At 40.8% G+C, this 15,910-nt stretch carries 1 protein-coding gene; it reads right to left on the reverse strand.

Annotation, left to right across the window (positions count from 1 at the left end):
- Window positions 1–45: 45 nt before the first annotated feature.
- Window positions 46–15,900 (reverse strand): T9SS type B sorting domain-containing protein, encoded by a 15,855-nt coding sequence (locus CGC57_RS03050; protein ID WP_095897910.1) that lies wholly within the window; start codon window positions 15,898–15,900, stop codon window positions 46–48.
- Window positions 15,901–15,910: the final 10 nt, after the last annotated feature.

Raw genomic sequence — 15,910 nt, forward strand, 5'->3', positions numbered from 1 at the left:
AGTTTTTTGTTTGTATTTGTCTAGCTATTGCTAGTTTATTCAACCTTAATCAGCGGCTCTATAGAGGTTGAAGTGACCCATATATTCGTGGTCGTCTTCGCCTTCTTCGTGGGTTTTGAGGATATACCAATAGTCGCCTGTTGGTAATTCCTTGCCGTTATAACGACCGTCCCAAGTTTGTCCTGAACGCAAAGTGGTGATATAACGTCCGTAACGATCGTAGATGTCTACCGTTAGATTTGGATAACTGCGGTATCTATCTGGATCCCAACCATCGTTCTGTCCGTCGCCGTTTGGCGTGAAGAAGTCTGGTGGTACTGACTTCATATACTCTTTCTCTATAGTGAGCGTTGAACTACAGCCATTAGCATCGGTTACCTCTACTACTACTGTTTTGTACACTCTATTACCTACCACTCGTGTGGTTGGATCGGTTGAACGCAACATATACTCGTTAGTACCATTGGTAAAGCCATTGAAGTAATAAATGTACTGCGTTGAGTTTCCTCCCTTGGCTTGTACCTTTACCGTATTGATAGATCGTGGATCACTCTTATCTTCTAATTCTAATCCTGGATAACGGGTCAAGCTTACTGTTTCTCCATATACTTTTGTACAATATGGCGCTCCTGGATAAGATTGATATTGTACCGTAAGGGTGTATTGTCCCGTTGGAATAGTTCTCGTATAAGCATACTTACCTTCATATCTATCAAAGGCTATCATTGGTCCTCCACCTAATGAGTACTGCATATTCCTTATCTGATTTTCATCAGCGTATGGGAACTCTATGCGCAAGTAACTTGTAGTATAAGTAGTCGATACTGTTGAACAGTTGAACATCGTCTTCACATTCATCTCGAGATTTGGTGCTTTTGGCACTGTTATCTCTAAGGTTTGTGAACAGTTACCATCATTGTACTCTAAGAGATAAACTCCTGCTACATTGGTTTGTGTATATACCGCTCCTGCTGTAGCTAAAGTACCATTGGTTACTGTGGTGCCTGAGGCTGTTTTAATCGTAAAGTTATACGGTGCTCTACCGCCTCGGATACTAAAGCTCAAGCTACCATCATTGGCTTGGTAACAAGTTTCGGATACTGTTGAGGCTGTTGCTTTCAACAACTCTGGTTCCTCTATAGTGAAGCTTTGTTCTAATTCACAGTTTATCTCGCCATTAGATCTCACTTTCACTGTATAGATACCTGCCGATAGACCGGTATACTTGCTTACTCCATCGAACGTACCTGCCTCTGGGGTAATGGTATAAGTGTAACTATTAGTTGCTCCACTTACCGCAAAGGTTATCGTACCATCATTTATTCCATAACAACTCATATCGGTTTTCGTTGCTGTGGTGGCTGTAAGACTATTGTAAGCCGTTACATTGACTGTAAGGGTAGTGGTACATCCATTGAGGTGGGTAAAGGTGATGCTGTGAACCCCTGCTGTTACTCCTGTAAATTTACCTGAGTTTTGTGGCGCTCCACCATCTAAACTGAAGCTTACCGCTCCTGTGTAGCTAGCATTCACCGTTGCATTAATGGTGTTCACTACTGTATTGTTACCACAACCGTAGCTTACCGTAGCTGTAGCTTGCAAGTCTACTCCTTCTTTGATAGTTACTGGCACTTCTGTTGTACAAGAACGTGCATCTTTTACCGTAATGGTGTGAACTCCTACCGATAAACCTGTATACAAGGTCTTATCTACTGTCCAAGCGCCTCCATCAATTGAAGTGCTATAAGACTGTGTTCCTCCTGTAATGGTAATCGATACTGTACCATCACCTGCTCCATAACATACCTCATCGGTTTGTTTGTGGATTACTGCATTCAATACATCGGGTTCGTGGATGGTAAATACTTCATCTACAAAACAGCCATTCTTATCTTGTGCTCTTACTACATACTGTCCTCTACCTAAATTCGTGAAGTAACCTTCGGATACAAATCGGTCTAATCGAGGACTGATAGCATATTGTACATCGCCTGCACCTCCGGTTACCGTCATTGAGATGGTACCATCACGCATTGCGTTACAAGTGATATCGGTTGTAGCTGTTGCTACTGTAAAGGCTGGTGATTCATCTACATCTACTGTTCTCGATACAGTACAGTCTACGCTGATGACCTCTACTTGATATTTACCTTTATTCAAGCCTGTAAATGCCCAGTCGGTCGCGTTTACTTGGGTAGCACTAGCCGTAGTTGAGTGTACGCCTGATTTGTACAATTTGTACTGATAGTTACCCAATGCTCCCGTTGCCGAGAAGGTAATACGCGCTGAACTTTCTCCATTACATTTTACAAAGGCATCCTCTGTATTTACGTGTAACTGTAGTGCTTCTAAGGCTGTAATACTTACTTTATTTGATACTTTAGATCTACATCCTTTACTATCGGTTACATAGAACTCGTAGTCGCCTAATGGCTGACCTCCGTTACCTACCTGGATGCTATTGCCTGCCAATGGGGTAGCATTACCTACTTGGTAGTAAGTATAAGGTGGTGTTCCTCCCGTAACAGTAATCGATACAGTGGCTGGGTTGTTACAAGTAAGCGGACTAGCAATACTTGCTACTACTCCAAGTTCTGATGGTTCATCAATGGTTATTTCTACTTGGGCATCACAACCCCAACCATCGATGATGTTCAGTACATACGTACGAGCATCTAAGCCGGTGAAGGTGGTACTGGTTTGTGCTCCTCGTACAATCGCACCTCCTAACTCTTTAAGCTCATAAGTATAGTTGCCGCTGCCTCCACTGATGCTTTGTACTGTTATGCTGCCTTCGCGGGCTCCAAAACAAGTCACATCGGTATGGGTTACATTGGCACTTATTGGCGCTGGTGCTGCCATTACTTGGGTGAGGGTAGCCACACAGCCATTCTCATCTTTCACCTCTACTGTATAGGTATTAGATACCAATCCTTCAAAGAGGCTTGTGCTGGTATAAGTTCCATACTTGCTATGAGGTGCTCCTCCTACAAGTAATCGGTACTGATAATTACCCCATCCACCTGTTGTCTCTACACTAAAGGCTCCGGTTTGACCTATACCACACTTGATGCGGTCGGTAACTGTTGGGGTAGCGGTAATAGTGGTTGCTGGTTCGGATACCATTACCACTGAACTGGTTACTGTACAGTTCGGTGCAGTTGTTTGAACCATTCTCACCACATAGCTACCTTTGGCAAGACCGCCTATAACTATTGTTCTTGTTGCTGCTCCGCTACCTATCTGTGTTTGTACTGTTCCTGCAGTTCCTGGTGCTGGAGCTAAAGTTGTAGCATTGAACACTTGGTAAGTAATTGCACCTTGATAACCACTGAAAGTTACTGTGATTTCTCCATTGCTATCTCCCACACAGCTCACTGGCTTGCTTTGTGCAGCACTTACTTCCATCGTTCTGTATTCGTTTACAGTGTGAGATACTGTTGCATAGCAGCCTGTATCTCTATCGGTTACTTTAATAGTGTAGTAACCTGCTGCATTGAAGTGTACCGTTGCTACATTTGTTCCTGCTGTAAGGGTTTGTGTTGATGGCGTTGGCGTTGCCACACTACCATTGGCTGTTACCTCTACTACATAACCGAGGTTCTTACCTCCTACTATAGTGAAGTTCACTGTTTCGGATTGGTTACAACTCAAAGTTGATATACGGGTAGCATTCACCGCGCTGATGCGTTGTAGTGGTGGTACTACCATTGGAGTATAGACTGCTCTACAACCATTGGCATCCTCTACATTCACTATCACTGTTTGGGTAGCACTACCTGCACTGGTAAGACTGTATACACTGCTGTTTATCCAGCCTGAAGTGCTTGTGTTTGTTCCATCAAATACTTGATAGTTGTACTTATAAGGTTGCGTACCACCTTGGGCTACTGCCGAGATAATCGCTTGTTGAGCGTTGTTATCGGCATCGCACTTATAGTGGGTGGTTACCGTGGTGGTATTGCTCACTATCAAGGCTGCTGGTGCACCTATAATTATCGTTTGAGTAGCTGTACAGTTACGTGCAGAGGTGAGTGTTACCGTGTAAGTACCTGCTGGCATAGCTATAAACTCTATGTCCTTAGGTGTGGTGTTCACCATTTCACTGCGGGTAAAGCCGCCGCTACCTACTATATTGATTTGATAATCGGTTTGGGTTTGTGTACCTGGTATGGTAATTTTTAACTTACCATCACTGCTGCCATTACAGCTTACTGCTGTAGTGGTGTAAGTGAAGCTCACTGTTGCTGCATCGGTTACTGCAAAGGTGTGGGTTTGGGTAGGACAACCTGTTGCCACATCGTATACCGATACTTCATAATTACCTGCCGGTACATTAGTAAATCCATTAGTAGTGGATGTTGTGCTCACTCCTGTAGTTACGTTCTTAAGGGTATAACGCAAACTTGGTGAATCGCCTCCTGCATAGGTTACACTAATGGTTGCGCCCGTTGCTGGGGTACAAGTTACTTGCTTGATAAAGCGTACGCCTACTCCTTCTACCGGTTCGTACAAGGTTACCGATTGGGTGAGTGTGGTGGTACAACCCCAAGAATCGGATATGGCTACTTGGTAATTACCTGCACTTAAGTTTTGGAACTCGGTGCTGGTTTGAGCTCCGCCTTGAGCAACTCCATCTTTGATGAGTTGATACAAGTAGTTCGCTCCTTCACCTCCCGTTACACTTCTCACTCCTATAGCGCCCGTACCATTAGTACAGTTCGCATTGGTTACCGTAAGTGTACCACTGATAGTGGTTGGCGTAGCTATCGTTACTGTATTGCTAAGTGTTGTAGCACAACCGTTGTTGTCTTTTACCAATACTCTATAAGTTCCTGGGGTTAAGCCTGTACGTACACTTGTATTTGTCCACACTTCTAAACCTGCGGCTGCTTGACCTATATAGTACTGATAAGTACCCCAACCTCCTGTTACATTCTCTATAGCTATCTCTCCACTATTGTAAGTAGGGGCACTCGCACAAGTGGCTTGATGTACTGTAACACTTGCTGTGATAGCCGATGTTGGCTCTTCTATCTTGAAGCTATAGGTTTGTTCACAAGCTGTATTATTGTCTTTTACTGTTACTGTATAGGTATTTGGTGCTAAACCTGCTATGTTGAAGCTAGCTGTTGTTCCCGTTGCTGTAAATGGTGCCGCAGGGGTTATGGTTCCTCCTGCTGGACTCAACGTTACATTATAAGCGTGACCATTTACTGTATTGCTAAGGGTAAAGGTAGCTGTTCCATTGTTTGCTCCTTTACAACCTACATTCTTCACTTGTGGGTTTACTATGCTAAAGTTGTTTGGATTAGGCGAGATGTACAACTTGCTCGCTATACAGCCCGTCGCTCTATTGGCTACCCAGAACGTATAAGTTCTGTTAGGGGCTATGGTAAAGCTATTGCTTGTTTGCCAGCCACCTGCTGTTGGGGTAAGGGTTCCCGCTGGGGCAGTTGCACCTTGATAGTACAACAACTGACCTGTAAATGGTGCTCCTGAACTTTGTGTAGCATTGATAGTAATAGTTTCACTCGCGTTACAAGTTCCTGTAGTGGTTACCGCAAAGTCGATCTTATCTACATCGAAGGCTTCGAACGGTTTAATAACCACTGAGGTTTGGGTGCTACATCCATTGGCATCAATAGCGGTGATGGTTACAATACCTCCTGCGGTATTACCAATGCTAAAGCTATTGCCTGTGCCTGATACCGTACCATATAAGTACTCTATTCTATAAGGTGATGTTCCTCCTTGTACTGCACCACTTGGCACTGTGATTTCTGCTTGTTGTACGCTTCCTGAACTACCACAACTAAACTCGCGTTTGTTGTTCTCTATAAGCGTTTTGCTAAGGGTAAGAGCAGTAGGCTCTTTCACCGTAGCTGTATAAGTGTTTTGACAGCCATTAGCCGTTACAGTAATGGTGTATAAACCGGCTTTGACATTTGTTATCTCTCGGTTAGTACCCACTGCTGGGGTTACACCTCCAGGTCCTTGTACTGCATAAGTAAAGGCTACTCCTAAGGCTGCTGTATTGCGTTCGGTGATGTAGATCACCCCATCGCTACCGCCCGCACAAGTTACTGATTTTACCGAAGTGGTAATCTCTGGTCTCTCGGCTGCATTTACCGTTACTGACCTTGTGAAAGTGTTACAAGTGCTCGGTGCGTTCTTGTCTTTTACCGTTACTGTATATACACCTACTGCCGTTACATTGAAGGTAACTTTGTACTCGCCTGCTGTTTGTGGGATTGCAGCTGGGGTTGTTGGCGTACCTCCTGGACTGGTATAGGTATATTCGTAGTCGCCTGAACCATTGTCTACTTTTACAGTGATTCCAGCAGCTCCTCCTGTACATCCTAATGGAGTTGTTAAAGCTACACTTGCCTCTAAAGCATTGGTGATGCTCACCGTTTTGGTAGCTATACAACCTGTAGCTTTATCACGGATTTGTACATCGTAAGCTCCTGCTACCAAGTTACCAAATACATTGCTGCTTTGATAATTGATACCACTATCTATAGAGTACTCATAGCCTGCAATCTCTGCTGCTGGTGCTACTGCTCCTGATGCTCCTGTTTTAGCTTGTGGCTGGATGGTAAGTGTATACTGACCATCGGCACAACCTACTATTGGAGTAGCTGCAATATCTGGAGCTGGGGTTACCGTAAAGGTGTAAGTACCTAAATCTGCTTTACAACCATATTGGTCTTCCATTTCTAATTTTACTCCAAAGTTATAAGCAGCACTTGGATAGCTTGGCATCGCTGGGGTTGCTATGTTATCTTTTACTATCTGTACTCTTGAACTACCTGTAACTATTGGTGCTCTAAAAGTAACTCCTGCTGTTATTGGGGTTACGGTGTAACGATAAGTACCGCCACCTCCAGTAGGATTTTGTACCTCTAATACTCCATCACTGTTACAAGTAATAACTGATGTTTGTGATACAGTGGCTGAAAGTGTTTCCATCTCTCTGATGTAAAGATCTCTACTACCCCACTCACAATTAGTACCTTCTTTTACTATCACATAGTAAGTTTTATTAGGTGCTAAAGCGTAAGGTCCTGCTGAAGGAGTAAATGATGTAGCATCTTGTCCTACTCCTGGCATTACTGCTGACCCTGTATGTATTGGGGTACCTACTGTTAAACCTGGTTGTTTTTCATATATCGTCCAGTTAAGAGTTGCTCCCGTGCTAGCACTTGTATAAGAAGCGCTACGGTGGATCTTAATGGTTGCCTGACTGCTACTTGCTCCGTTACAAGCTGGATTGGCTATCAATGTTGCTGTCATCGCTGGAGTGGCTACATTAGCATAGATATCTTGCGTATCCTCAATTTCACAACCATTTTTATCTTTTACTCCAAAGGTGTAAGTACGTCCTACTACCAAGCCCGTAAACACATACATACGTGAATTTGCTGGTGTAGGTGTTAGATAAGCTCCTCCATTTACATTGAATAAGAATGGATCTGATCCCACTCCCGTAGGTACTGTTACCGTTGCTGTAAAGTATTGTGTACCTGCCGCTGTACAGTTATAAGTGAACTTATCGATATTAGTCGTTATACTTAATGTTGCTAATGGTTTAGGTACTATATAAGCAATCGCTGCTGTAGTACATACATTAGGTGCTGTAGCATTAGGACGTGTTGCAAAACGTACTTGGATGGTTTTACCTGGTTCTGTTACTCCTGATATAGCTCCTATATCGTAAACTCTCGTTGGCATTGGATGCCAGCTAGCTCCATTATCAATGCTATAGTATATTTGATTACCACCTGCTGTATAGGCATTCCAAGACTCAGTGGTCATACTCAAAGTGAGTGTTGCTGCGCTTCCTGCTTTTAAACATCCAGCACTTGTTGATACACTGATGCTCGCTGTTAGTGCTGGCATATCGGCTAAGGTGATGCTTTGGGTTGTGCTACAGCCGTATTTATCAGTTAATGTTACTGAGTAAACGCCTGCCGCTACATTGGTAATCGTATAGCTACTACCTGCAATACCTGTATAGTTGGCTATCACTGGTGTGCCTGCTTTACCATAACTTACCTTGAAGTTGCCATCGCCTTTGATATTACCCAATACGATCTTACCAGTTGCTGATCCTTGACAAGTAGGCGTTACTGTCGCCGCTGTAAAGGCTACATTGTCCGCTTTCTTCACCACTACTTGGTGGGTTTTCACACAAGCTGCTGAACGTACATATACTATCCAAGTCTCTGATGCTGCCGTAAAATCAGGTACATCAAAGCTTCTTGCTGTACTACTGTATTCACTATCAGTTGGCGCTGGATCGCCTTGTTTCTTATAAGCAAATTCTATCGTGCCATTACCGCCTGAAGCTGTTACTTCTATCTTACCTTTCTTACAACTTTGGTCTGTTACTTTCACCGTGCTGTTAAGCGATGGGTAGATACGCACTTGTGTGGCACTACTACAACCATAACTATCGGTAACTGTAACACTATAGCTGCCTTGGGTAAGACCCGTAAAGGTGTGCGTAGTGGCGCCTGCTGCTAAACTTATGGCTGCATTATTATTTAATTTTACTTTATAACCTCCGTTACCTTGAGTGATTTTTACCGCTATCTCTCCATTGTTGTTGTTTGAATAACAAGTGGTTGCCGAAGTGGTAAAGGCTACGGTGGTAGGGGTTGTTACCGTAAAGATTCCTGTGAGCTGTGTACTACAACCATTCTTATCTACCACTCTAAAGGTAGGCGTACCTGGCGCTACTCCCGTAAAGACATTGCTTGTTTGGGTAGTTACATTGCTGCCTACTTGATAGATATAGGTATATGGTGGCGTACCTCCGCCTGCTGTAAGCGTTACGCGTGCTTTGGTGTTGTTTGAACACATCGCTGGCTCACTAATAGTTGCCGTTAGGGTAAGTTCATCTGGCTCGGTGATGGTTACCGTACGAACTATTCCACAAGTACGATTCGTAAACTTGATGGTATTAACTCCTGGTCTAAGACCATCTACCTCGAAGGTTGGTGCGGTAATCTCGGTCGCATAACCTGCTCCTGAACGTATCGCTCCATTTACCTCGGTAATACGATAGCCCGCACCTCCTAAGTTCTCCATCTTGAAGGTTACCTTACCGGTTTGTGCTCCCTTACAAGTAGCGTGTGTGATACTCACTACACTGGCTTTAAACTCTTTGCCTGATGGAACTACTACCTGCTTGGTGATCTCTTGCTCACAAGAGTTTGGTTCTTGATAGACAAAAATATCATCTAATGCCATATCACAACCAACTCCTGCCCAACTCTTAGTACGTATTTCAATACGTACTTGATTGATATTTCCTGGATTGAGTTCCCCAGAGAACTCGTGCCAATCATTAGGATTTGATGACCTTGCAATCGTTCCATAATCTTGTTCTGAACCTATCTGAGTATTAGTTACAGGATTTATCAAACGAATTTTGATATCTGGTAAAGCTCCTGACATTCCTACTTTTTCAAGATTCATCACAAACATTTTATATTTAATCTTGCGATTTGGATCTATATTTACTGTTTTTTGATATAACACATCTCCATTGCCTACATTTCCAATATCAATCATTAACATTCTTGATTTGTTATTAGCAGGATTTGTATGGTCATTTGCATTTGACCAATATGTAAGATGTGATTGTACAAAAAGCGAACTATTAGAACCTATTACATAGCGTCCTGGAGTAGGCACCATACCAGGCCCACATTGTATAGCTGGTGCTACATTTGCACTACAAGTATCTTCTCCAATTCCAAAATCATCTTGAATTAATATACTTGCTGCTGGTGGATTAGCATTTTTATATTTTATAGTTACTGTGTAATTTCCTGGAGCAAGTCCCGTAATGGTAGCAGTTGTACCCGTAGCAGTTTTGCCACCTATCTCATACGTATAATTATAGGATGTAGGGAGTCCCATAAAGCGTACCGTTGCATTACCATTACAATCATATCCTGTAATGGTATAGGTAGTACCCATAGGCTCTGGAATCTTAGCCGTTACCGTTACAGTCATTCCTAACTCACATCCATTGGCATCCTTTACATATACTGTATGGGTACCTGCTGATAACCAACCGCTATTGAGATTACTATAATTACCACTGAATTTATATTGATAAGGAGCTGTACCGCCTGAAACATTGGTAATACGTACCTCTGCCTTATCTTTATTAGTGCCCGTTCCACAACCTATCAGTTGTGACACTGCCGCAAAACCTTTTAATGGAGCTCCTGGCTGTGTTATAGTAGCATTTTTAATGGTTTCGCAATTGTTCGCATCTACTACTTTTATAGCGTATGTTTTTGCAGCTAAGTTGTTGAAAACTAATTGGCTGCCTTTAGCTACTCCGTCTAAGAATACTTTATAAGGCGCTTTGCCTCCTGATATTGTTAAGGATATAGTTCCATTATTAGCTCCATAACAACCAACTGTTGTTGTACTTACTGTTACTATTGGCGCTACTGCATTTAACAAAGTAGCACTGCCTGAAACCATACAACCTTTACTGTCTGTCACTTCAATGGTATAAGACCCTGAGGTTGCTGTTTTATAAGTAACTATATTGCCTACTACATTTTGGGTATTTTGTACAATACCTCCTCCTTGTTTTACAACATAACGATAAGGCGGATAACCATCTTTTACCTTAAGGGTGATTTCTCCTTGGTTAGCTGGGGCTGCGTTACAAGAAATATCCTTTGAAACACTTGCTCCCGTACCATCTATAGAAAGTGGATTCTTAATTTCAACACTATAGGTGGCTTTACATCCATATTTATCTGTTACTGTGAAAGTGTGAACGCCTGCATTTAAATTGTCGAATATATAAGTATTCGTATTTTGCGTTGCTTTTGTAACTCCGTTGTGTTGGAATACATAAGGTGCGGTGCTCGTATTATCGGAAGTACGTACCTCTACCTCTACTTTACCTTTCTGACCCCCTTGTAAACAATAATTGTTATTCGCTGCATTGGTAGTACCTGTAAGGGTAAGGGTTGGAGCACTCAACACATTTACAGTCGTGTTTTTGTCACAATTATTAGCGTCTCGTACATATACCGTATAAGCACCTGTTTGATTTACTGTAAAGACTGGTGAATTTTGATAACCATACAACACTGTGCCTCCTTTTCTCAATGAGAATTGCTTAACTCCTGTACCTCCTGTAGCTGTAACTGTGATGTTTGTAGTACCATTACAGCCTAAAATTACATTAGATGCACTAACTGTAATAACCGAAGGATCTACAATGGTGAAAGTGCGGGTTACCTCACAGTTAGCATTATTCTGCTCTGCACGGATTTTTACAGTATGACTAACTCCATTTAAATTAATCCATCTAAAGAGATTACCTGTCATCGCTACAAAAGCTCCCCCATCTTTACTTACATAATAAGTAGATGGTGCATTCTTTAATGTAATTTGATAAGACCCTCTGTCTCCATTACACTTAGGCTGAGTAATCACCTCACTAGATGGATCTACACCAAAAGCCTTGTCGTTAGCTACATTTACTGTAAGGGTATAAGTGAAACCGCAAGCCTCAGGTTCTTGGTAGAGATAGATATCATCCATAGCCAAGTCGTTACCACTAGTTACCAAACTGTGTGAACGAATTACTGCTATGAGCTCAGTATTATTACCAGGGTTAAGCGGACGTTCAAATACAGTCCAATCATTACGGTTCTTTGCACCCCTAATGCGTGGATCAATACGTACTGAAACAAGTGGTGTATTATTATTGATAGCTGCTTGATTGGCATACAATTCTATAGATAGGTCAGGGGCACCTCCTGGATAACGCGAATCATTGAAATCTAATAAGTTCATCAGGGCTACTGAGAATTTGATTTCCTTGTTAGGAATAATATCTTTCATAGGTCGCTGATAGAGGATAGCTCCTTCATGTTTTAATACATTACCAATGTTTACAAAGAAGACACGACCTTGTGGTAAGCCTGAGTGATCAGTAGATGCCCACCACGCTCCATTTTTAGGATTTAAGGCTTGAGATACCACATACTCACCATCAGCAAGGTGAGTACCTTCGTGATTATAACCATCAAACCAAGGACTACCATAACCATTTTTAGGCATTGAACCATCTTGTAACTCTAAATAATAAGCCTTGTTGATATACTCATTACCTCCATTACGTCCTGTACCAAAGTCTTCTAGAAAGAGTACATTTTTGCTTGGAGGATTAGCATCAGCATATTTGATTGTGATAGTATGTGTACCTGGAGGAAGGTTTTTAATTGTATTGCTATTCACTGGGCGACCATCTACCTCATAAGTATAAGAGTAAGTGCCCTTGTTATTTTCAACAGTAACTGTACCTCTTCCTTGACAATCATAGGTAATTGAAGATTTGAAAATAGGTTCTGTAATTTTATTAGGAACAATCACCTTGAGATTTGTACGAGCACAACCAATAGCATCTTTTACAGATAGATTGTAAGTACCTGGTAATAACCAACGTTGATGGGTAGTTGTCCATACCCCATCACCAAAGTTATACTGATAAGGTTTTACACCTCCTTGTACATTAGAGAAACGTACCAAAGCTTTATCTTCATCAGTTCCTGTACCACATCCTATTAACTTTTCTACTCCAGCAGAGGCAATAAGGTTACCTCCAATGGCCATACCCATAGTGCGTGTAGAAGTTATTGTACAAGAAGCTTCAGTACCAAACTTATAACGCAAAGTAGGGGTGTAAGTTTTACCAGGTATAAGGTTAGTAAACTCACGACCTGATTGGAAACTATTACCATCTATACTGTATTCATAAGTGTAATTTATCGCACTTTGAGGTTCACTGAAAGTAATTTTAGCACTCGCTCCACAATCGGTAAGTTCATCAGTAATATTAAAAGTGGGGGCTGGCTGTGTTTGTATAGCTACCGAAGCCTGAGCACTACAATTATTTTGGTCTACCACTGTAAAGTTATAAGTGCCTGGGTTCGTTACTGTAAAGTCATAGAAATTACCAGTGAAATTGTTGTAATAAGTTACCCCATCATTTGAAAACTGATAGGTACGCCCTTTAGTACCTCCACTTGCAGTTACACGTATCTTACCTGTACCACACATTATAGGTGAAAGTACTGTAGCGGTAGCTTTGAGGTCGGCTAATTTGTTAATTTCTACTATTTCAGTAACATTACAACCATAAGCATTTTCTAAACTCACACGATATCTACCTGCATCAAAATGATTAGTAAGTTCTACAACTGTAATAGGAAGAGCAGCTCCAGTTACATCTTTTCTATAGATTTCACCAACGACATTCTCTTTACGTATCACAAAACTATAAGGTTTGTAAGGAGCATCGGTAAGCTCTATACGCATACCTCCTTTATTATTGGCACAAGCCATAGGAGTAACTGTTACTTTTAGTTTAGGTTCACGTTTTTTTACAAATATATCATTGAACTCAAACACACAAGGCACCGAAGTAGTTTTTGTAACTGTTTGTTTGATAAGCACTTTATAAGTACCTTCATTATTGATTACAAAATTAGGGGAGTTTTGATAATTTGTAATTGTGGTTACTCCTTGTAATAAAGCAAACTGATAACCAGTAGCAGGCACATCTTTAACACTAATACTTCCTTTAGTAGTACAGATAATATCTGTCTTTTCAATTTTAGCTTCTAAATTATTTTTGGTAATTTTGAAATAATAGTATACCACACAATTACCAGCACCATCGCCATAGGTTACTACCAAGCGATAATCGCCTTCTTGAGAGAGAGAGCGATTGGTAGTTGTACCATCATCTTTATATAAATCCGTCCAATTACAAGCATAGACTTCTAAGCTTGGTGGACAATCATTTGTTCTATTTTTTTCATTAGTATTACAATTGGCCTTTTTCTGCCATACATAACTTTTGGCATTTGCCATAGTAATTTTGAAAGGTACTGAAGCTTCTTTTCCACACAAATACACTTGAGGATAATACTGCCCTGTATCTGGACAAGTATAGAGTTCCCCATTGACTTGTCTGTTTTCAATCATTTTATGAATAGGGTGATCACCTTCGGTAGGGTTAGGTTTCACCTCATAGATTTCGTACATTGTAGCACAGCCCGTTTTTGTTTTGGTCACTTTATAAGTACCAGCTTCTGAAACGGTAAGAGAACGATCGGTTCCTCTTTGTCCTGTATTAGCTCCTGCTGTTTTTTCCCACTTATAGCTATCAAAGCCATCGGCAGCAGTAAGTACTGTACTAGCTTGACAGAGAGTAAGTGTTTCTTTATAGGCACAATTAGTAAAATCAGTATTTACGGTAAAGCGAGAAGGTCCCTCAGTGCCTGAGTTACAAGCTCCAAATTTAGGGAAGCTATTTGTTTTATAACCATTAGCCAAAGGATTCTCCACACCATTATAACTAGCGGAAACACTATTCTCAATCACATTGGCACAAGGATCGCGCCAATCGTTACAATCTTTAGCTACCTCTACTCCAAAGGATATTTCTTGTAGCGCACTGTATTTTTTTACTAATTCATTAGGTATAGTAAATTTTAGTTCACGAGTGGCTTGATTATAATTATTGGTAATATTAGATCCTGTAAGCACATCAACATTCACTACTTTGTTTTGTAGACTTTTAGGGAGTATATCGGTAATTACCAAATTTTTAGCATCGTCATTACCTATATTTTGAAAACGGATTTTATAGCGAAGAGAAGAACCAAAAGCAATGTTAGTATCATCTGTTACATCTTTGCCTGCTGCGTTGAAGACACGTTTTTCCATTACAATATGGGGGGCAATCACCTCCACATTGAATGCAAACATAAAGGGGTAATAAGCATCTTGGGTAGAAATAGGGTTAAATTTAGTAGAAGTATCATTATTTCCTAAAAAAGCTTTAGAACCATTTTCTAATTCAAAAATCCCTGCATCAAATCCTAAAAGATTTTCTGAAGCTGGATTACGACTTGTATTAACCCCATTTTCATCAGTTATAGTACTATTGAAAAAGTTATTTGCTGAACGACCAGGAGCTGACAAAGATTGAAAAGTTCCATTCTTTTTACGCATATCAAGACGATCACCTGTAATCCCCAATTCACCTTCTAAAGCTGCAAAACCAATTTTAGCATTTACTGGACCAGTAGGCACTGTTTTGAATCCTGAAATATCAATAGTAGGGTTATTATTTCTATTAACTACTGAAAAACCATCAAATATAGTTACATTACGAGATGGTTTTGTTAAATCTTCATAGACGATTACAAGAGTCCAACCTGCAGCATAACCTACCCCTGTAGTTTCTTCACCATAAGGAGCTTGAATATTTCCTACAGTATAAGTATTGTTTATGGAAGTAAGATATTGAGTTACCTCTTTTCTATATACATAAGCTCTCTGACTATTATATAAACCAGAACCAGAAAGTATATTATCAGCATCATATACTTTTTCTCCTTCTATGTCTATATAATTTCCTGAACCTACTTTAAATTTTACATTTTTAAATTTTGATCTTTCTAACTTAGGATTAGTTTGATTATCAATGCGTTCTTTAGTATAAGCAGCAGCCCAATACAAGTATGCTTTTAATACTTTCTTGCAATTAGAGGAAGGATTAGGGTCTGGCACAACTGCTGAACTAGAATTAAAAATTCCAGTCTCAGGAACTACATTGGTGTAGTTTAGAGTTATCTGTGAGTTATCTCCTTGAGTTCCCTTATAGTCCTGATTAGCAGGGTAATCACCTACATTGAGAATGGAGTTACCTACCACAATCATATCTCCTTTTATGGTATTCTGATAACGAATACCGAAATTGACATAATTCTGACTCCATACAACAGAAAATGTTGCTAAAAAGAAACATTGTAATATGATAAACTTTTTCATAATGCTATGA

Source organism: Capnocytophaga sputigena, from assembly GCF_002302495.1.
GTDB lineage: Bacteria > Bacteroidota > Bacteroidia > Flavobacteriales > Flavobacteriaceae > Capnocytophaga > Capnocytophaga sputigena.